General features: G+C 67.4%; 21 protein-coding genes. 5 read left to right on the forward strand and 16 right to left on the reverse strand.

Going from position 1 to position 18325, the window contains the following annotated elements:
- Positions 1–6 precede the first annotated feature (6 nt).
- From VES41_RS18540 to VES41_RS18550, 3 genes are all read right to left on the reverse strand, one after another.
- Positions 7–498: a GNAT family N-acetyltransferase gene (locus VES41_RS18540; RefSeq protein WP_324820403.1), complete on the reverse strand. Its 492-nt coding sequence runs from the start codon at positions 496–498 to the stop codon at positions 7–9.
- Between the two features lie 156 nt (positions 499–654).
- Entirely contained in the window at positions 655–1815 is a 1161-nt protein-coding gene (locus VES41_RS18545) for a PHB depolymerase family esterase (RefSeq protein WP_324820070.1), read from the reverse strand.
- 23 nt (positions 1816–1838) lie between these two features.
- Positions 1839–2255, reverse strand: coding sequence for a CopG family transcriptional regulator (locus tag VES41_RS18550; RefSeq protein ID WP_324820072.1), 417 nt, complete (start codon positions 2253–2255; stop codon positions 1839–1841).
- 165 nt (positions 2256–2420) lie between these two features.
- On the opposite strand from VES41_RS18550, the gene VES41_RS18555 reads away from it, so the two are divergent.
- Both VES41_RS18555 and VES41_RS18560 read left to right on the forward strand, forming a co-directional pair.
- Positions 2421–2909, forward strand: coding sequence for a PA2169 family four-helix-bundle protein (locus VES41_RS18555; protein ID WP_324820074.1), 489 nt, complete (start codon positions 2421–2423; stop codon positions 2907–2909).
- Positions 2910–2940: 31 nt separating this feature from the next.
- Complete coding sequence (locus VES41_RS18560) at positions 2941–3543, forward strand: hypothetical protein (protein ID WP_324820076.1); 603 nt, start codon at positions 2941–2943, stop codon at positions 3541–3543.
- A gap of 6 nt (positions 3544–3549) precedes the next feature.
- Here VES41_RS18560 and VES41_RS18565 read toward each other — a convergent pair whose 3' ends face one another.
- Positions 3550–3720 carry a hypothetical protein gene (locus tag VES41_RS18565; protein WP_324820078.1) on the reverse strand — a complete coding sequence of 57 codons (171 nt, stop codon included), beginning with the start codon at positions 3718–3720 and terminating at the stop codon, positions 3550–3552.
- A 212-nt stretch (positions 3721–3932) separates the two neighbouring features.
- On the opposite strand from VES41_RS18565, the gene VES41_RS18570 reads away from it, so the two are divergent.
- The gene (locus tag VES41_RS18570) at positions 3933–4565 is read left to right on the forward strand and encodes a dihydrofolate reductase family protein (protein WP_324820080.1); all 633 of its coding nucleotides are present in this window, start codon (positions 3933–3935) and stop codon (positions 4563–4565) included.
- A gap of 39 nt (positions 4566–4604) precedes the next feature.
- Here VES41_RS18570 and VES41_RS18575 read toward each other — a convergent pair whose 3' ends face one another.
- From VES41_RS18575 to VES41_RS18590, 4 genes are all read right to left on the reverse strand, one after another.
- Positions 4605–5669 carry a hypothetical protein gene (locus VES41_RS18575; protein WP_324820082.1) on the reverse strand — a complete coding sequence of 355 codons (1065 nt, stop codon included), beginning with the start codon at positions 5667–5669 and terminating at the stop codon, positions 4605–4607.
- 108 nt (positions 5670–5777) lie between these two features.
- On the reverse strand, positions 5778–7058 hold the full coding sequence (locus VES41_RS18580) for a TRAP transporter large permease subunit (RefSeq protein WP_324820084.1): 1281 nt from the start codon (positions 7056–7058) through the stop codon (positions 5778–5780).
- Between the two features lies 1 nt (position 7059).
- Positions 7060–7623 (reverse strand): TRAP transporter small permease, encoded by a 564-nt coding sequence (locus tag VES41_RS18585; protein ID WP_324820086.1) that lies wholly within the window; start codon positions 7621–7623, stop codon positions 7060–7062.
- Positions 7624–7769: 146 nt separating this feature from the next.
- Positions 7770–8789, reverse strand: a complete 1020-nt coding sequence (locus tag VES41_RS18590) for a TRAP transporter substrate-binding protein (RefSeq protein ID WP_324820088.1) — start codon at positions 8787–8789, stop codon at positions 7770–7772.
- A 257-nt stretch (positions 8790–9046) separates the two neighbouring features.
- Between VES41_RS18590 and VES41_RS18595 the strand changes: the two genes are divergently transcribed.
- Both VES41_RS18595 and VES41_RS18600 read left to right on the forward strand, forming a co-directional pair.
- Positions 9047–9529, forward strand: a complete 483-nt coding sequence (locus VES41_RS18595) for a hypothetical protein (protein WP_324820090.1) — start codon at positions 9047–9049, stop codon at positions 9527–9529.
- A 364-nt stretch (positions 9530–9893) separates the two neighbouring features.
- Entirely contained in the window at positions 9894–12320 is a 2427-nt protein-coding gene (locus VES41_RS18600; protein ID WP_324820092.1) for a PQQ-binding-like beta-propeller repeat protein, read from the forward strand.
- 93 nt (positions 12321–12413) lie between these two features.
- On the opposite strand, the gene VES41_RS18605 is transcribed toward VES41_RS18600, so the two are convergent.
- Genes VES41_RS18605 through VES41_RS18640 form a run of 8 tightly spaced genes read right to left on the reverse strand, consistent with a single transcriptional unit; the run spans position 12414 to position 18325 of the window.
- Entirely contained in the window at positions 12414–12875 is a 462-nt protein-coding gene (locus tag VES41_RS18605; RefSeq protein WP_324820094.1) for a hypothetical protein, read from the reverse strand.
- A gap of 36 nt (positions 12876–12911) precedes the next feature.
- Entirely contained in the window at positions 12912–13442 is a 531-nt protein-coding gene (locus VES41_RS18610) for a type II secretion system protein (protein ID WP_324820096.1), read from the reverse strand.
- Complete coding sequence (locus tag VES41_RS18615; protein ID WP_324820098.1) at positions 13414–13800, reverse strand: type II secretion system protein; 387 nt, start codon at positions 13798–13800, stop codon at positions 13414–13416. The genes VES41_RS18610 and VES41_RS18615 overlap by 29 nt, the downstream gene beginning before the upstream one ends.
- A gap of 7 nt (positions 13801–13807) precedes the next feature.
- Positions 13808–14281, reverse strand: coding sequence for a type II secretion system protein (locus VES41_RS18620; RefSeq protein ID WP_324820100.1), 474 nt, complete (start codon positions 14279–14281; stop codon positions 13808–13810).
- Complete coding sequence (locus VES41_RS18625; protein WP_324820103.1) at positions 14278–16497, reverse strand: secretin N-terminal domain-containing protein; 2220 nt, start codon at positions 16495–16497, stop codon at positions 14278–14280. The genes VES41_RS18620 and VES41_RS18625 overlap by 4 nt, the downstream gene beginning before the upstream one ends.
- A gap of 11 nt (positions 16498–16508) precedes the next feature.
- Complete coding sequence (locus tag VES41_RS18630) at positions 16509–17267, reverse strand: hypothetical protein (protein ID WP_324820105.1); 759 nt, start codon at positions 17265–17267, stop codon at positions 16509–16511.
- Positions 17268–17270: 3 nt separating this feature from the next.
- On the reverse strand, positions 17271–17807 hold the full coding sequence (locus tag VES41_RS18635) for a hypothetical protein (protein ID WP_324820107.1): 537 nt from the start codon (positions 17805–17807) through the stop codon (positions 17271–17273).
- The gene (locus VES41_RS18640) at positions 17804–18325 is read right to left on the reverse strand and encodes a PilN domain-containing protein (protein ID WP_324820109.1); all 522 of its coding nucleotides are present in this window, start codon (positions 18323–18325) and stop codon (positions 17804–17806) included. The genes VES41_RS18635 and VES41_RS18640 overlap by 4 nt, the downstream gene beginning before the upstream one ends.

Below are 18325 nucleotides of genomic sequence, written 5' to 3' on the forward strand. Positions count from 1 at the left end.
AGGCATTCAACCCGATGCGTCCCCACCTTGTCGCCCAAGCGCCTTGCGCATCAAGGCATTGCGAAGCGTGACGCCCCGGAGCACCGGCTGCCTTCGCTCGACGACCTCGAACCCATGGAGAGCGAAGAAGGGCTCGGCGGTCGTGCTCACCTCCGCGCTCAATTCGGCAAGGCCGAGGGACTCGGCCTCTTCGTGGATGCGAGCCATCAGCAGCGTCCCGATCCCCTGGCGCGGATGAGCGCCCGAGACGAAGAAGTGGTCGACATAGCCGTTGGGTTGGAGGTCCGCATAGCCGACGATCTCGCCGCCGTCGAGCTCGACCACGAAAGGCTGGATGCCTTGAATCCGGTTCGCCCACAGGTCCATGTCGAGGTCGGGCGGCGCCCAGGCCTGGATCTGCTCGGGCGAGTAGTCGCGCGAGGCGATGTCATGGATGGCCGTGAAGTACACGCGGAACAACGCAGCTTCATCACCGGACCTGAACCGACGGATCTTCATGAAGTCCCCCAGCGTTGCGGCTCGAACGACGTCGCGCGCATGGTGATGTTCGTGCTCGAGCAACCCGCCCACGTGAGAATCCCGCAGGTCATGATCCTTCCCGCAGATCACGAGATCTGACCCGATGCACCAGGCGGAACGCGTGGCGAGGCACCCTCAGGCGTAGCGCCGGGACCCACCGGGCTCCTGCGCGTCACGCTCGCGGCGCGGGTGTTCGAAGAAGAACCGCAGCATCTGCGCACTGGCGTCGGGGCCTTGCCGGTCCGTGTACGACCCTTGCGCCTTGCCGCCCGACCATGCGTGGGACGCCCCGTGCACCGTCCAGCGCTCCGCGATGATCCGGCCGTCCGCGGCGCGATAGACGGCGCGCGTGGCGTTGCGCACACTCGGGTCTTCGACGGCCGACACTTCCACCGAGGCCGTGGCACCGATGCTGGCGGCAATGACGTGTTCGCCGTTGCGCACGTGCACCGTGCCGTCGGCGTCTCCGTGGAAGACGATGGTCGGCACGCCGCTCGGCATGCCGGCCGGTGACCTGGCCGCACCTTTCATGGCCGAGAGTGCGGACGGCAGATCCAGCGCGCTGCCGGACGCCAGCCCGGAATGAACGCCCACGGCTGCATACAGGTCCGGGTATGTCTCGCCCAGGATGGCAGCCATGGCGCCACCTGCCGAAAGGCCGGCCACGTAGACCCGGTCGGGGTCGATCCGGTGCTGCGCCATCAGCTGCCGGGTCATTCCGGCCAGCAGCGCGGGCTCGCCGCGTTCGCGTTGCTGATGAGTGTGCTTGAACCAGTTCCAACAGCCTTGCGGATTGGCCTGGCGCGATTGGGCGGGATACAGCACATAGAACCCACGTGATTCCGCCAGCTCGTTCATGCCGGTCCCGGCGGCGAAGTCATCGGGATCCTGCGTACACCCGTGCAGCATCACCACCAGCGGCAAGGGGCGTTCGCCTGCCTGTGCCGGAACGAAGAACTTGTAGTCGCGGCGGTCGTGTCCGTTGCTGAAGCTGCCTGCCACGAAGCGCTGGCCGGCACTCGGCGCCCGCGCGCCGCCTGTGGCGGCAACTTCCGGCGCGTGCTCGGCGTCGCGCTCGTCGCGCTGCGGCGAATCGCCGCTTTGATGCACTTCAGGCGGAAGGACGCGCGACGGTACGTCGATGACGTCGGGCGCTGCCGCGAACGCAGTGGCCGGAGCGGCCGGAGGCGCGGCGCGGCCCGAAAGCGCTGCCTGGATCGACGCGGTTGCGGCGCGCAGTTGACCGGAGCGCACCAGGCGCGTGGCATCGGAAATTCGTGCGAAGTCGATGGTCATGTGATGGCCCATGGTTTGATGTTTCACCGCAGCCGGCCGGCAAGTGCCGCCTTGACCGGTGCACTGGCATGGAGCGCGCCCAGCACGGTGATGGATTCGATGGTTGCAAGAGCAAGCGCCGGCGACACGTCGCGCGCAATGACGGCCAGGCCGAGAACGCGGATCTGAAGCTTTTCGCGCGCGGCCTTGGCGGCTTCGAGCTCGGCCACGCCGTAGTGCTGGATGCCCAGGGCCAGGTCCTTGCGCGCAACCGTGCTTCGGACCGTCTCGGCGTGCGTGGCCAGGTGGTTGCGAATGGCGGTACGGACGAGATCGGAGCGATTCGAATAGAAGCCTTCCTGCACCAGCAGGTCGATCTGCCCAAGATCGACGCAACCAACGTTGATGGTGATCTTTTCATCGGCGGGCTTGGTGGCCAGGGTTGCGCTTTTCTTGGGCATGAAGGGCATCCTACAACCATCCAAGTGGATGGTCAATGTAAAGTGGCAAGCCTCGCATCAACCTACAGCGACAGGTCGCGCGGTCCCACCTCCCTCGGACTGGCCGGAAGCCATGCTGGTGTTTGGCTGGGTAACCCTGCCCGGCTTTCCTATAGAGGACGCACCATGACTGACGAATCCGCAATTTCCGGCGACCCGCTTTCCAACGACGACGTGGTCGACGTGCTCAATGATCTGCTCGAGATCACGCGTGACGGGCGCAAGGGATTCCTGGCTTGCGCCGAAGAGGTCGAATCTGCTTCCATGAAGCAACTGTTCGTCAGCCGGGCCGATTCCTGCCGCGACGGAGAGCAGGAACTGGTAGCGCTGATCGGCCAATACGGTGGCACGCCGGCCGACGGCGGCACGGCCGCTGGCGCCTTGCACCGCGGCTGGGTGCACGTGAAAGGCACGGTCGGCGCCGACAGCGAACTGTCGATGCTCGAATCCTGCGAGCGCGGAGAGGACGCGGCCGTGGCCCAATATCGGAAGGCGCTCAAGCAGAACCTTCCGGCCGACGTGCGCGCGGCGGTGCAACGACAGGCCGACGGCGCGCAGCGCAACCACGATCAGATCCGCGATCTGCGAAATGCCGCCCGCGAGCAGAAGTCCTAGGCGTCGGCAGGCGTCCGCGCAGTTTTTCGGCGTGGCCGCTGCGCTCGCGGCCATTTCCCTGGTCGGCTGTGCCTCGTCGCCGCAACAGTCGGGTCACTGGATCGACCCGGCGCTGGGTGCGAAGTCGGGGCTTTTGCGCACAGACAAGGTCCTTGTCGCTTGCGAAGCGTGGGACATTGCGATGCGGCAGAACTGCCAGGCGTCGCTGCTCAGCGAATTGCAAAAGCGCGGTGCGCAACCCCTCGTGGCACGAGAGTCTTCGCTCGCCAGCGGCAGGGACCTGGACGCCCAGCTGGCGGCCGAGGCTGCCGGTGTTGGCGCAAGGTCAGTGCTGGTCGTGGCGCTCACGCCGGCCGCCATCGGCGGTGGCGGTTTCTCCGGTGCCTCGATCGGCCTGGGCGGCTTCAGCTGGGGAAGAGGCGGTGGCGCCGGCGTCGGCATCGATTTGCCGAACGGCACCGGCGGCTGGGGAAGCACCGGCTTTGCGGCCCAGGGGCGGCTCACGGACATTTCCCAGAATCGCTTGGTCTGGAGCACGACCTTCGTCGCAGAGCCGTCGAGGGATTTCACCGCCCAGGTCCTCGAACTGACCGGTGCGGTCGTGAATGCAGCGCAGGGCTCAGGCCTGCTGTAGGCAACCCTATCCGTTCCGAACCGCCGTGAAGGGGTGCGCCAACCCGCGCCCCTGTCCGGCGGTCGTGCGGGTGGCCACGAACTGCTGGATCAAGCGGACCATCCCGCGCAGGAGTGCGGCGGCGGCAAAGCTGATGGCCAGCGTCAGCAGACTCAGCAGGAGAAGGAAATCGGTCATGGATGGCGGCGGTGTCGGGAACTGCCCCAAGCATGCGGCCGATCGTTGTAACGACCTGTCGGTGCGGGTCTCGCCATGTGTCGGCGGCGCGCGCTGACCTGACGTAGTCCTGCACGCTGTCGCTCGCTGCGGACCCCGCCGGGTCGATGTCACGGCGCGAAACGCAGGGACTGGCTAGAATTGTGGACGCCGTACACAAACAGGATCCACGCATGAGCAAGGTTTTCGTCAACATCGGCCTCAGCCTAGACGGCTACATGGCCCCCGAGGGGATGACCATGGACAACCCCGGCTACAAGAACTGGGGCGCCAAGTGGGGCGCGATGATGGCCTGGATACTCGGGCAGCAGTACTTTCGCGAGAACGTCCTCAAGGTCGCAGGCGGCGAGACCGGGCCGGTCAACGACCTGGTGCGCGCCACCTTCGAGCGCACCGGCGCGAACATCATGGGCAAGCGCATGTTCGACCAGGGCGAGGCCGCCTGGCCGGAAGAAGCGCCGTTCCACACGCCGGTCTACGTGCTCACCAACGAGAAGCGCGATCCGTGGGTGCGTCCCGGCGGGACGACCTTCCACTTCGTCAACGACGGGCCGCAGCGTGCCCTGGCACTGGCCCGGGAAGCCGCGGGCAGCCGCGACGTTCGCATCTCGGGCGGAGCCGACGTGATCCAGCAGTACCTGGCACTGGGAGTCGTCGACGAACTGGAAATCGCGCTGGCGCCCGTGTTCTTCGGCAGCGGCCGGCGGCTCTTCGAGCACCTGGGAGATGCCGCGCCGCAGTTTCGCATCGAGAGCGTCCTGGCCGGCCCTGCCGCCACGCACCTGCGCTACGCGCGTCAGCCCTGACCAGCCGGGGCGTGTTTCGCCCGCCCCGGCGGCGCCGTCCTAGTGGAGATAGGTGCCGGCCCAGTCGGCCGCCACCTTGTGGGTGATGCCCAGCGCGTCCAGCTCAGAGAGCATCTGCGGCGAATAGATCTCGGCGAACACATCCGCCGGGACGATCGTGCCGCCCTTGCCGGTGGCGGCGGTCGAGTACGGGTAGGCACGCGCCAGCAGCGATTCCGCGCGGGTCCAGAGCACCTGCATGAATGCGAGCGTGTCCGGTTGCCCCTGAATGGCCGCATACGTCTGCGGGCTGCTGGTCCTGGCGGCCAGCAGGTAGTGCTGCATGAACAGCATGAAGTCGACCATGCCGCCGATGTTCTCGTCGGACATGACGTTTGCCTGGTAGAGGTAGCCCATGTCGGGGTCGCTGCGCACCGACGCTTCGAGTGCGGCCGCGCCCGCATACGCATTGAACTCGTCGAGGAGCGACGAGAAGTCGTTGCGCGAGTTGCCGGCGGTCTCCGTGATGTAGAGGCTGTATCGCGCGGCGCGCGATACCTTCAGCGCCGCCGGGTACGTGCTGTCCACGATCACGCGGTTGGCGGTGTCTCCCATGCGCGTGCCGGTCACGTGGACCTGCCCGTCGAGCAGGTATCGGGCGTAGCGGTCTTCATTGCAGATGCCCGACAGCAGGAAATCCAGGACGTGGTTGGTTTCGTGAACACCGGTTCCGAGCGCGGCAAGCGTCACCGCCCGGCCGGAGCTTCGAACCCACCACATCACCTCCGCCGGCGAGCGCTGGAACACGTCGAAGCTGTGCGCGGCGTCGTGGCTCATGAGAACGTCATTGACCTCCTGCATGTCGGCGCCGCTGATCTCGGGCGCGGGGACCGGATTGCCCGTCACCCGCGCGCAATCGGTCAGCGTCAGCGTCACGCCGGGACCGGCGGCCTCCGTGGGGACGGGAGTCTTGCCGGGCGCCGGCGCTTCCTGCACCGGGTCCGGCTCGGTCGTGGTCACCGCCGTGGAGACGGCGCCTTCCTCGCCGCTTCCGCCTCCGCAGCCGACGAGGGCGAAGGTTGCCAGCATGGCGGCGACGGCGTTTGCAAATACCAGTTTCTTCATGTGCATCTTGGTTGAGTTCTGAGTTTGTGGTGGACGGCCCATCTCACGTCGGGACATGGGGCGTCGCCGCTGTTCTGCCGAGGGAGCCTGGAGAGCTCGGGCGCGGAGCTACTTGTAGAACCAGTGCGCCGGTACGGTCACGAGTTCGGGCACCATGACCATCGCGAACATGATGACAAATAGCACCGCCATGAACGGCATCACACCGCGCGTGACCGAGTCCATGGTGACCTTGCCGACACCGGCCACGGTGTTCAGGACCACGCCCACCGGCGGTGTGATGAGCCCGATGGCGTTGTTGATGATGAACAGCACGCCGAAGTAGACCGGGTCGATGCCCGCGGCATTGATCAGCGGCATCAGCACCGGACTCAGGATCAGGATCGTCGGCGTCATGTCGAGGGCCGTGCCGACGATCATCACTATCACCATGACACAGGCCATCAGCAGGCGCGGACTGTCGAGCAGGGGGCTCAGCAGCCCCACCACCTGTCCCGGAATGTTGGCGACGGTGATCAGCCAGGCACTCACGGCGGATGCAGCGATGATGAACATGATCAGCGCGGTCGTGCGCGCGGCCGAGATGAACACCTCGAGCAGCTGCGAGAACTTGAACTCGCGATACACGAACGTCGACACGATGACGGCGTACACCGCCGCGACGACGCCTGCCTCGGTCGGGGTGAAGACCCCCATACGCAGGCCGATGATGATGATGAATGGCATCACCAATGCCCAGGCTGCATCGCGAATGGCACGCAGACGCTCGCCCCAACTGGCCTTGGGCGGCGGTTCGATCTTCTCGTGGCGTGCAAGCCAGCCCCAGGTGATCCACAGCGAGGCGGCCAGCATGAGGCCTGGAAAGATCCCGGCGAAGAACAGTTTGGCGATTGAGACGTTCGCAATGACGCCGAAGACAACCAGGCCGATGCTCGGCGGAAATACCGGCGCGATGCTGCCCGCCGCGGCGATCAGGCCGGCCGAGCGCGCCTTGTCGTGGCCGGCGGCGACCATCATCGGCAGCAGCAGGTACGACAGCGCAGCAGCATCGGCGATCGCTGAGCCCGACAGTGCTGCGAGCAGGCAGGCGGCGACGATCGAGACATAGCCCAGGCCACCGCGGACGTGGCCGACCATGACCATGGCCACGTTGACGATGCGCTTGGACAGGCCGCCCACGTTCATCACTTCGCCGGCAAGCAGGAAGAAGGGCACGGCCAGCAGCGGGTAGCTGTTGGCACCGTTGATGACGTTCTGCGCCAGGATCTGTGGATCCAGCATGTGCAGGTATGCCATGAGCGCGCTTCCGCAAACCAGGAGCGCGAAGGAAATCGGGATGCCGACCGCCATGGCGGCGAGCAGGGAGCCGACGAAAACCAGCAGCGTCATTTCAGCCTTCCGATTCCTTGATGATGATCAGTTCGTCGTCGCTGACGCGACCCGTGAGCAGCTTGTAGAGGTCTGCCGCAAGGACAACCGCGGCCGATACGCTGAAGACCAGTCCCACGCCATAGACCCATGCCATGGACCAGCCGCTCGACGGCGCGGAAACGTCCCAGTTGATGACCGTCTGCGTCCAGGAACCGCTGAACAGTTGCCAGCACACCATGAACATCAGCGCGTAGCCGATGACCAGGCAGACCTTGCGCCCAGCCGGCCCGAGATGCCCGACCAGCACTTCGGTGCCCAGGTGGGCGTGGCGGTGCATGCCCACTACGGCGCCGAGGAAGGTCAGCCACACGAACAGCCAGCGCGACAACTCCTCCGCGAGGTCGAGGCCGGAATTGAACACGTAGCGCAGGATCACGTTGGTGAAGACCAGCGCCACCATGCCGGCGAGGCAGGCGGCGATCGCGTACTCGAGGAAGCGGCAGTAGCGACGCAGGGCGCGGTCGAACCAGAGTTCGTCGGCACCGCGCTCTTCGGGCGAGAGCGGCGCGAGAGTGGATGTCATGGGAGGAAGCACCTGGGAAAAAGAAAGGTGGGACAAAAGCCCACCCCAAGTCATTCAGTGAAGCGCTGCGCCGCGCCCGTTCGGGCCAGGTCTGGTCGCCGGGGGCGCCGCGCTTCGGCAGGTTCGACGTGAAGCGTGCCGACGGATTACTTCGCGTTGGCGCGGATGCGGGCCAGTTCGTCGTTGTAGAGCTTCACGATGGCCGGGTCGTAGCTGGCCGCGAACTTTTCGGTCACGGGCTTGACCAGCGCGCGCATGCGGTCCGTCTCCGCCGGGGCGACGTCGTTGTAGACCATGCCCTTGGCCTTGAGGTTGGCCAACGACTTCTGCGCCGCTGCGCGGCTGACGGTGCGCTGGTAGCTGCGCGCCTCATCGGCCGCTTCCTTCATGATGCGCTGCTCGGTGGGCGTCAGGCCGTCCCAGAACTTCTTGCTCACCAGCAGGATGTTGGCGGCGTAGACGTGGTTGGTTCCGCTCAGGTACTTCTGCACTTCGAAGAACTTGTTCGATTCGATGACCGAGAAGGGGTTCTCCTGGCCGTCTACCGCCTTCGACTCCAGCGCGTTGTAGAGCTCGGCGAAAGGCAGGGGCACGGGGTTGGCCTTGAAGGACTTGAACGCTTCGAGGAAGACCGGGTTGGGAATCACACGCAGCTTGAGGCCTTCGAAGTCTTCGACCTTGGCGATCGGATGCTTGCTGTTGGTCGCGTTGCGGAAGCCCAGGTCCCAATACCCAAGGGCGACCAGGCCCTTCTCGGGCAGCTTGGCGATCAGCGCCTGCCCCAGCGGGCCGTCGAGCAGCGCGTCGGCTTGCTCGAAGGTGGACACGGCGAACGGGAAGTCGATCAGGCCGAACTCCTTGACGATGCCTGCAAGCGACGTCGTCGCCGGCGTGCTCATTTCCTGCACGCCTCCCTGTAGCGCAGACTGCTGCTGAAATTCGTTGCCCAGTTGCGAGGCCGGGTACTCCTGTACCTTCATCTTGCCGCCGCTCTTGGCAGCCACCAGTTCTGCGAACTTGTGCTCGCCCAGGCTCACCGGGTGGTCGGTGTTGTTGATGTGGCCGAACTTGATCGTGCGTTCCTTGATGTCCTGCGCGTGTGAGGCCGCAGCGCCAAAGGCGAGCAGGGCGGCGCACAGGGTGGTGCGGAAGAACAGGCGTTTCATGGTGGCTCCTCAGATGGCGATGGATCGCTTGGTTGGATGAATGTGTCTTGGTGGGAACGGGCGACGGACTTTGGGCGCTACGTTTCGTTTCGTTCCGCGCAGCATAACTATGTTCTGATTTTGTGTGCACGAGGGAAAACCCCTTTTTTGAGTACTTCGTGCGACTTCGGATCGTCCCCGTTGACGCGCGCAGGCGCGTCCCGTACCTTCGCGGCTCATTTTGAAACCAAGTTCTGACTGAGAGAACGCGACCGACCATGCCCTTCATTACTCTGCGCAAATCCCTCCTGCTGCTGGCCCTGTGCCTGCCGGCCGCCGTGTTCGCACAGCACGACCACGACGAAGACATCAACGGCGACGGAGGCGACAGGCAGGCGCCTTCCCACGGCAGCGACAGAAAGGACGACGCGCCCGTGTTCGCCGGCGTGTGGAACGTCCGCTTCGAGCATGGCGGCACCGCCGTGCTCGACCTGCGCGACTGGGACGGCTTCTGGACCGAGAAAGGGCGCTCGAAGATGCCGGCCGTCTGCCAGGGCAAGAAGCTGCCGTTGACGGTGCAGCTCACCCATCCGGACCTGGGCCTGTCGTTCACCGTCTTCGCCTCGACGGTCGATCCCAAGTGCCCCAACATCAGCTACCGGTTCAATCCCGTCGACGCCACCGCCAAGACCTTGAAGGCCACGGCCAGGGGCAATGGTCCGGCCACCATGAAACTGGTGCGCAGGCAGAAGACCTCCTAACCAGCCAGCGCCTTCCCCCGGCAGGCATTTCGCGGCGGCCTCCGGCCGCCTGCTTCATCTCCGCTCCCCCACAAAAACGCCCGCTCTGGTGACAACCCTAGTTGTCGCGCGGGCTTCCGCGTCTAGAATTCTGAAATGGAATGACGTTCTATCTAAGAGAACGCAACCCATCCGGCAATCCGCCCCGTCGGTTCCAAAGAAAAACAAGGAGACATCCGAAGCCACAGGCCAGGCTTCCCACCCGGTTCGTTGTCGTTGCCGGCGTCCCTGCCGGTGTTCGTGTCGCGGCGTCTGACCAGACAAGGGACTGACGTTCCCCAGCGCCCCGCACCTCCATAACTCTTTTCCTCCCGAGGGATACAACATGAAGAAACTCTCCCCGATCACGCTCGCGATCGCGGCAGCGGTGATGGGCATGGCCGGCGCTTCTGCGCTGGCTGCCAATGTCAATGCCGAGGCCCAGGCCGCCGCGCAGGCCGTCAAGGCACAGGCAAGGGCCGACGGCCAGGCGCTCGTGGATGCCGCCAAGGCCGAGGGCGACGCGCTCGTCGCCGCCGCCAAGACCGATGGCGACGCGCTGGTCGCGGCCGCCAGGGCCGCCAGCTACCCGAACTCGGCAGCCAAGGCGGCCGCGGTGGCGGACGCCCAGCTGCAGAAGGCGGACCTGATCGCCGCAGCGCAGGCGAAGAAGGACGCGCTCATGCTCGACGCCAAGGGAGACAAGGCCGAAGTGAAGGCGCAGGGCACCGTCGACGCCGCCGCGGCCAAGCAGGCGGTCAAGGACGCGGTCAAGGACCATCCCAAGGTCGGCGGCAACCTGGGTAACCAGAACTACAGCGTGCTGGCCCAGATCAACAAGGACAACGTCAGCCAGCTCGGCGCGGTGTGGCAGGTCAACCTCGAAGGCGGCGCCACGACCGGCGACAACCAGAGCTCGCCCATCGTCTCCAAGGGCGTGATCTTCATGGAGACCGCCCAGGGCCACCTCCATGCCATCGACGGCAAGACCGGCGCCATCAAGTGGACCTACAACCTCGGCGGCACCGGCGTGCGTCGCGGCGCGGCCGTCGGCGACGGCAAGGTGTTCACCATCGCCAGCGGCTACCTGACCGCGGTCGACGAGGAAACCGGCGCGGAAATCTGGAAGGTCAAGGCCAAGGCCGACTACGGCACCGTCCAGAAGGCGGCGGTGGTGTACGCCGACGGCGTGGTGTACGCGGGCTCGAACGACGGCAGCGTCGGCACCGCCCTGGCGTTCGACGCCAAGACCGGCGCCGAGAAGTGGCACTTCTACAGCACGCCGCGCAACGGCGACGACCCGACCGGCGTCATCCCCACCTGGGGCAGCGACCCCGTGGCCGCCGAGGCGTGCGCCCGCGTGGGCGGCGGTGCACCGTGGATGCACCCGGCGGTCGACCTCGAGCTGGGCATGGTGTACTACACCTTCGGCAATGCGCGCAGCTGCGGCTCCTCGCAGAACGGCGCGACCCGCCAGGGCACCAACCTCTACACCAGTTCGATCGTTGCGCTGGACGCCAAGACCGGCCAGTACAAATGGCACTTCCAGTCCGTCCACCACGGCATCTGGGACATGGACAACGTGATGGCGCCCGTGTTCGCCGACGTGAAGATCTACGGCGCCGACCGCAAGGTGCTGGCCTACGGCAGCAAGTCGGGCATGTACTTCATCCTCGACCGCAAGACCGGCGAAGCGCCCCTGGGCATCACCGAGCGCCCCGTACCGCAGGACGAGCGGCAGCTCACCTGGGCGACCCAGCCGTACCCGAACCAGGGCGGCTACCTGGAGGATTGCGTTGCGCCGTCCGACCTCGGCGGCCCGATCCCCGGCAACCCGAACCGCGCGGTTCCCAACTATGCGCAGGGTTGCATGTACGACGCCTTCTGGATGCAGAACCTGGGCGAAAAGAAGCCGATCCTGACGACGCCGAGCCACAACGGCGGCGCCAACTGGAACGCCCAGTCCTTCAGCCCGAAGACGGGTCTGTTCTACACCGGCTACGCGGTCAGCCCCGCTGCGCACTACACGGAAGCGGGCTCCAACGGCCAGCGCGCCATCGGCCAATACCAGTCCGGCGGCATCGTGGCGGTCAATGCCAGCACCAACGAAGTCGAGTGGCGTGTTCCGGAGCCCTATGACCTGGCGCACGGCAACGGCTTCCTGAGCACCGCGGGCAACGTCGGCTTCATCGGCATGCCCGACGGCAACCTGCTGGCGCTCAACGCCAAGAACGGCAAGGAACTGTGGCGCTTCCAGACTGGTGCGGGCATCAGCGCCAGTCCGGTCTCGTACGAGATCGACGGCGAGCAGTACGTTGCCATCTACGCGGGCGGCACCGGCATTCCCTACGGCAACCAGGTCACGCGCGGCGACAAGCTGTGGGCCTTCAAGCTCGGCGGCACGGTGGCGCAGGCGGCGGCTCCGGCACCGATCGACACGCGCCGCGGCGTGGGCGGCACGGCCACCGAGGGCTCGACCGTCAACAACATCGTGCTGCTGGGTCGCACCACGGCGACGAGCGCCGAAGCCACGTTGACGCAGACGGCGGGCAACTACCCGAACAACCTGCGCGTGCCGCTGGGCACCACGGTGACGTTCACCAACCCCGAGGGCAACAGCCGCGAGTACTGCGCCACGCAGTTCTTCGAAGGCCTGTTCGACCCGCACCTGCAGCCGGGCGAGTCGTTCGCGTACACCTTCAACAAGAAGGGCGACTTCTACTACAACGACTGCAAGAACCCGCTCTCCACGGGCAAGGTGACGGTGTACTGAGCGAGTGAACGGCCCCGCGCTTACTGCGCGGGGCCCCTTGCCCGGCCCGCCGCCGCTCGGCGGCAACCGGGCAGACGCCAGCGGGCTTGCGACTCAGTGCGGCTTGCCCTGGCTGGCGGGCGCCAGCGTCATCGTCGCGGCGCCGCCGCCCTCGAGCCTGGCCTTGAGCGTCTGGACCTTGGCGCCGGGAACCACCCTGAAGATATAGGTGACGTCCGGGCAGGACTTGTCGATGGGCGATGCGAAGACGGTGAACTGGACGCCCTTGTCCGTGCCGCCCTGGATCGTCATGGGCAGGGGCTTGCCCTGGCAGACCTTCGGCATGCCGGGGCGGCCCTTCTCGAGCCACGACTCTCCCTGGGGCGAAAACACCAGTACGGCGCTGCCGCCGCCGTCGAAGCGGACGTTCCACACGCCGTTGTAGCGCACGTCTTCGCCGGCGCCGCTACTGATCTCGCCCTCGTCGTCGACCCCGGCCAGGGCCTGGACGGCCGCCACGGGAAGGCACAGAGCCAGCACCAGCAACGACTTGCGCAACGGGAAGATCGGTTTCATGCGTGTTCTTTCTTTCGGGTTCGGTAAGGCGGGGAATCAGTTCCCTCTGTCGCCGGGCGCCACGTAGATGAAGCGCCAGTCCTGGTAGGTCAGCGCCGCCGTGATGTCCGCGATGTCCCCGGCGTCGTACGGCCAGCCGAAACCGGTCCGCTTCAACGGGGTCTCCTTCGACAGGCTGTAGACGCCCATGATGCGGTTGTCCGGCGCCGGCGTGCGCACCAGCCCCCATTCGGTGCTTGCCGTCATGGGGTCGATGAAGATCCGGCGCAGGTGCCGCCTGGGCACCGGCCAGCGGCGGTCGTCCAGCAGGTCTTCGAGCTTGGCCGGAAAGCCCGGGCGCTGGCCGACCGGCGTGTTTTCGTAGTAGCGGGCGATCGCAGCGGTGAACTGGCGGCCGATGAACAGCAGCTCCGCTTCGTGCTCGCGCTGCGCCTGGGTGCGCCAGACCATGCCCGCGGCAGCAAGCGTGATGCCCATGACCGCGACCAGGAACATCAGGCCGATGTAGGTGTAGCCCGCCTGGCCGCGCTGCCCGGGCCTACAGGGCCGAAAAGTCGGTGATGCCATCGCTGGTGCGTCCTTGCGCGCCGCTGTGGATGTCGTACACGTTGCCGGTGGGGTTGGCGGAATCCGACGGCGGCTGCTGGATCTGCCACGTGTCGCGCGAGCCGGTGAACGGGTCGACCGGCACTTCGCGCAGGTAGCGCTGCGTTGCCAGGTCCTCGAGCTGCTCGGGGTAGCGGCCCTTGTCGGCGTAGTACTGGCCGATGGCGTCGCGCATGACCACCAGCGATTGCTTGAGCGTGGCCTCCTTGGCGTGCTCGAGCGATCCGAAGTAGCGCGGCAGCGCCACCGACAGCAGCGTGGCGATGATGGCCATCACGACCAGCAGCTCGATCAGCGTGAAGCCGTGTGTTCTGCGCATGGTGGGGCTACCACTGGCTGTAGGGCGTGCCGTTGAGGCCGATGGCCTGGGACGTCGAGTAGACATCGAACACATCCTTGCCCGATTGGGGGCGGTCCGGCGGCGAGGAATAGGCGCGCAGCCCCCAGGTGTCCTCGGGGCGGCTGACGGCGGGGCCGACGTAGAACGGATCGGGCGGCACGCGGCGCAGGAAGTAGATGCGCCGCTTGGCGGCATCGTTCTCCTGCGGCACGCCGTCCACCAGCTGCCTGAGCGAGGCCGGGTAGCCCGTGGCGTCCGCGGCGCGGGCGATGCGGCCTTCCTCGCCGGCCTGCTTGTAGGCGTCGATGGCGGTGCGGATCTCGCGCAGCGCGTGGCGCAGTTCGGTTTCCCTGACGCGCCGCGCGGTCAACTCCGCCATCGGTGCCGCGGCGGTCGCCAGCAGCCCCAGGATGGCCAGCGTGACCAGCAGCTCGATCAGCGTGAAACCGCGCGTTCTCACTGGATCACCGAAAGGCTGAAGGTGCGCGGCACCGACACCCGCGCGTTGGACTCGACGACGAGCATGTCGATGTCGGTGCTCGTCGGCTTCTTGGAAAGCACCTGGAACCGCACCGACGCCGGGCGCGGCGGCTCCCCGCCGGCAATGCCGGAGGTCGAAAGGCCGACCGTCAGCTGCCCCTGTTCGGCGCCGGCTTCGGGCGCGGCGCCCACCGGCTTGAGCACGGCCGGGTCGTAGTTGACCTGCACCTTCGCGGTCGCGGCGGTCGTGCCTTCGGGCAGCTTCAGGTCCAGCGTGACGGTGTCGCCGACCTTCACTTCCGGCGGCGCGCTGACGGCGACCTCCAGCGCCTGCTGGCTCGCCGCAGCCGCACCCGGCTTGGCCGGCGCCAGCGTGGGCGCGTCGCCGCCGGCGCTGATCTCCAGCCGGTTCATCCTGCCCACCCGCAGCGGCGCCGCGCCCGGCACGGCGTCGGTGCCGGCGGGGAACTGCGCCCGCACCAGCTCGGACCGCATCACGTTGCGCACGATGTGCGGCGTCACCAGCAGCACGATTTCCGACTTGGCGCCGTTGGTGCCTTCGTTGCGGAACAGGCGGCCGAGCATCGGCAGGTCGCTCGCGCCGGGCACGCCGGTGTTGTTCTTGCGGTCCTCGTTGTCGATCAGGCCGGCGAGCACCTGCGTCTCGCCATCGCGCAGCCGCAGCGTGGTGGCGGCGTTGCGCGTGCCCAGGCGGTAGGCCACGGTGCCGGACACGTTGAGCTGTTCGAGAATGTTCGACACCTCCAGCTCCACCTTGATCGCCACGTCCTGGTCGAGGAACACGTTCGGCTCCACGTCGAGCTTGAGACCGGTCTCCAGGTAGTTCACCGACGACGACACGCCCACGTTGGCCGTCGACGTCGTCGTGATCACCGGCACGCGTTCGCCGATGTGGACGTGCGCCTTCTCGCGGTTCTTCACGCGGATGCGCGGGTTGGCCAGGATGTTGCTGCTGCCGTCGGTCTTCGACAGGTTCAGCAGCATCAGCGGGTTGGACGTGAAGGCGCGCAGCTTGGTGGTCTTGCCGTCGCCATTGAGCTGGACCTGGTCGGCGATGACGCCGGCAGCGTCCGTGCCGTAGACGCCGATCGACGTCGGGTACTCCACGCCCAGGGTCTGGGCGAGCGAGGAGGACACTTCGAGCACTTCCAGGTCGAGCATCACTTCGGGCTCGCCCAGATCCTGCGTGGCGACCAGCTGTTCGGCCAGGTGCACGGCCTCGGGCGTGTCGCGCATGATCACCAGGTTGAGCTTGTCGTCGACGAAGATGTCCTTGGTCTTGACCATCGCCTTGATCATCGCGGCGGTCTGCTTGGCCTCCGCGTTGGCCACGTAGAAGCTGCGCATGACCAGCTCCTGGTGCTCGCGCTGCTTGGCCTGCGTGGCGGGGTAGATCAGCAGCGAGTTGTCATTGAGCACCTTGCGGTTGAGCTGATTGGTCATCAGCAGGATCTTGAGCACGTCCTCGATCGAGCAGTCGCGCACGAAGATGCTGGTGCGCGCGTCGGACTTGACGTCGCGGTCCAGCACGAAGTTCACCTCGGCGGTCTTCGACAGGATGCTGAAGATGGTCGCCAGCGGCGCGTCGCGCAGCTCCAGCGTCACCGGGCGCTTGAAGGCCTCGCGCAGGCGCGCCGGCGTGGCGTCGTCGGGCTGCCGCGCCGTCACGGCCTTCGCCAGCGCGCGGGCGTCCCGGTTGTTCGGCTCTTCGGACAGGACGAGCCGGGCCACCTGCTCGGCGCGCACCAGGTCGCCGGCCTGCAGCGCGGCCTGGCCTTCGCGCATGCGCGAGTTCTGCACGCGGGCGCGGCTGACGGCATCCAGCCCCGAGCGGCCCTGGTCCGACTGCGGATCGATGCGCAGGATGATGCGGTAGTCCGCCTCGGCGGCGTCGAGGTTGTCGAGCGACCGCATGCGGTCGGCGTCGCGCATGAGCAGGTGGACGGTGCTGTTGCGCTGCACCTGGTACTCGGTATAGAGCTCGCGGTCGCGCGGGTGGGCCTTGACGTTCTGCTCCATCAGGGCAAGGCCTTCCTCGAGCCGGCCTTCGGCGATCAGGCGCGCGCCTTCATCGGAGCGCGTGCGGTCGGGCCCGGTGGCGCAGCCGGCAAGCAGGGCCAGGGCGATGGTGGCCAGCGAGACGCGGCAGCGGGCGAACTTTTGTGGGGGGATCATTCGGGCGTCACTTAGTTTTCTTCCCAGCCGGGAGCGTGTTCGGGGCCGGCGGAACCGGGAGGCGTTCCTTGGGCGGGCGTGGTGGACTGGGCGGCCCGCGCAAGCGTGGCGGGAGCACCCGGCGCGGGTGCCGGGGCGGGTGTGCCTCCTGCCACGGCGGCCGCGGGTGCATCGCTGCCCGGCGCGTCGAACGACAGGGTGTGGGTCGGCCCCTTGGGCATGTGCAGCGTCACCAGGTCGTCGCCGAGCTTGACGACCGTCCACGGACCGCCGTCCACCGGGCCAGGGCCCCGGACCTCGACGACGCGGTCGCCCGACTGCAGGAACGCCAGCGTGCGGCCCTGGTCCTTCCAGTGCCCCAGGTAGCGGAAGGGCGGCACCGGCGGCGGGGGCGGCGGCAGCGGGGCGGCCGCTTCGGCGCGCTCCTGCTGGGCCGACGCCACGGCCTGCGCCGCCACCGCCGCCGCCTGCGCCGCGGCAGCGGCGCGCAACTCTTCGGCGGTCGGTCCGTCGCGGAAGGGATCGATGCCGTCGTGGCCGATGGCCGCAGCGATCTGCCGCTTGAGCCGCGCGATCGCGTCGCTGGTCGCCGGCGTGGGGCGCTCGGCCGTGGCGTCCGCGGTCGGGGCGGGTCGCCCGGACGACGAGGATGCGCGCACCGGCATGACGGTGTTGTCTCCGTCGCGCGGATTGACCAGCCACATCGCCGCCGCGGTTGCCAGTCCGGCGACTGCGTACAAGCTCCATCGAACCTTGGCGGTGATCTTCATGGCTCAGGCGGGAAGCATGTAGAGGGACAGGCGCAGCCGCACCCGCAGCTTGTCGCTGGTCGACTCGCGCCGCACCTGGATGTCGTCGACGGCGATCGGCAGCGTCTGCAGCGCCTGGAGGATGAAGGCGCGGATCTGCGGATAGCTGCCGTTGGCGGGCAGGTTGAGGCGGTAGCGCTGCATGCGGTCGTCAGGCACGCGCTCGAGCTGGTACTCGCCGGTGGGAATCTGCAGGCCGTTGGCGATGCCCAGCCGGTAGATCACCGACACCATGCTCACGGCGTCGTCCGGACGCGCAAGGCTGGCCTCCAGGGCGCTGAACTGTTCCGCCGGGCTCGGCGCGACGGCGGCGCGCGGGCGGTGCGCCGCTTCGGCCACCAGTTCGCGCAGGCGGTCGTTGTCGGCCGACAGCGGGCGCAGGGCGGTGGCCCACAGCAGCGCGGCGGCCACCAGCAGCAGCGCGCCGGCGGCGTGGGGCCAGACGTCGCGGTGGCGCACCAGCCACTGGCGCGCCGCGGCGAGGTCGATCCTGTTCATCATGGCGCGGCGGCCTCCGTCCAGTCCGCCTGCAGCGTGAAGGCGATGCGGCGGTTGTCGAGCGTGTCGTGCGACAGAAGCAGCACGTTGGCGAAGGCGCCGGTCCCGAGCAGCTTCTTGGTGTACATCGGGATGTCCTGGAAGTGGCGCGCCTCGCCGCTGATGCGCACGCGGCGGTTCTCGGCCTCGGGCATGAGCCCGGTCAGCACGACGCCGTCGCCGGCGGCGGCTTCGAGCGCGGTGAAGAGCGTCGGCCAGGGCACGGTGAGATTGGCCAGCACCTTGGCCGAACGCTTCGCGACCGCCTCGCGCAGGCGCCGGCGGGCCTGGCTCTCGCCGGCCATCGGGTCCACCGCCGGCGCGACGTCGGCCGCGGCGGCAAGGGCTTCATGCTCGGCGCTGGCCGACGAATAGGCCCATACCGCGACGATGAGCGCGACCGCGCCCAGGGCCAGGCTGGCCAGCGCGACCGGGGACATCGCCACGCGGTTGTCGATGAAATCCATGCGCAAGGGACGCAC

Source organism: Variovorax sp. (genome assembly GCF_035634955.1).
GTDB lineage: Bacteria > Pseudomonadota > Gammaproteobacteria > Burkholderiales > Burkholderiaceae_C > Variovorax.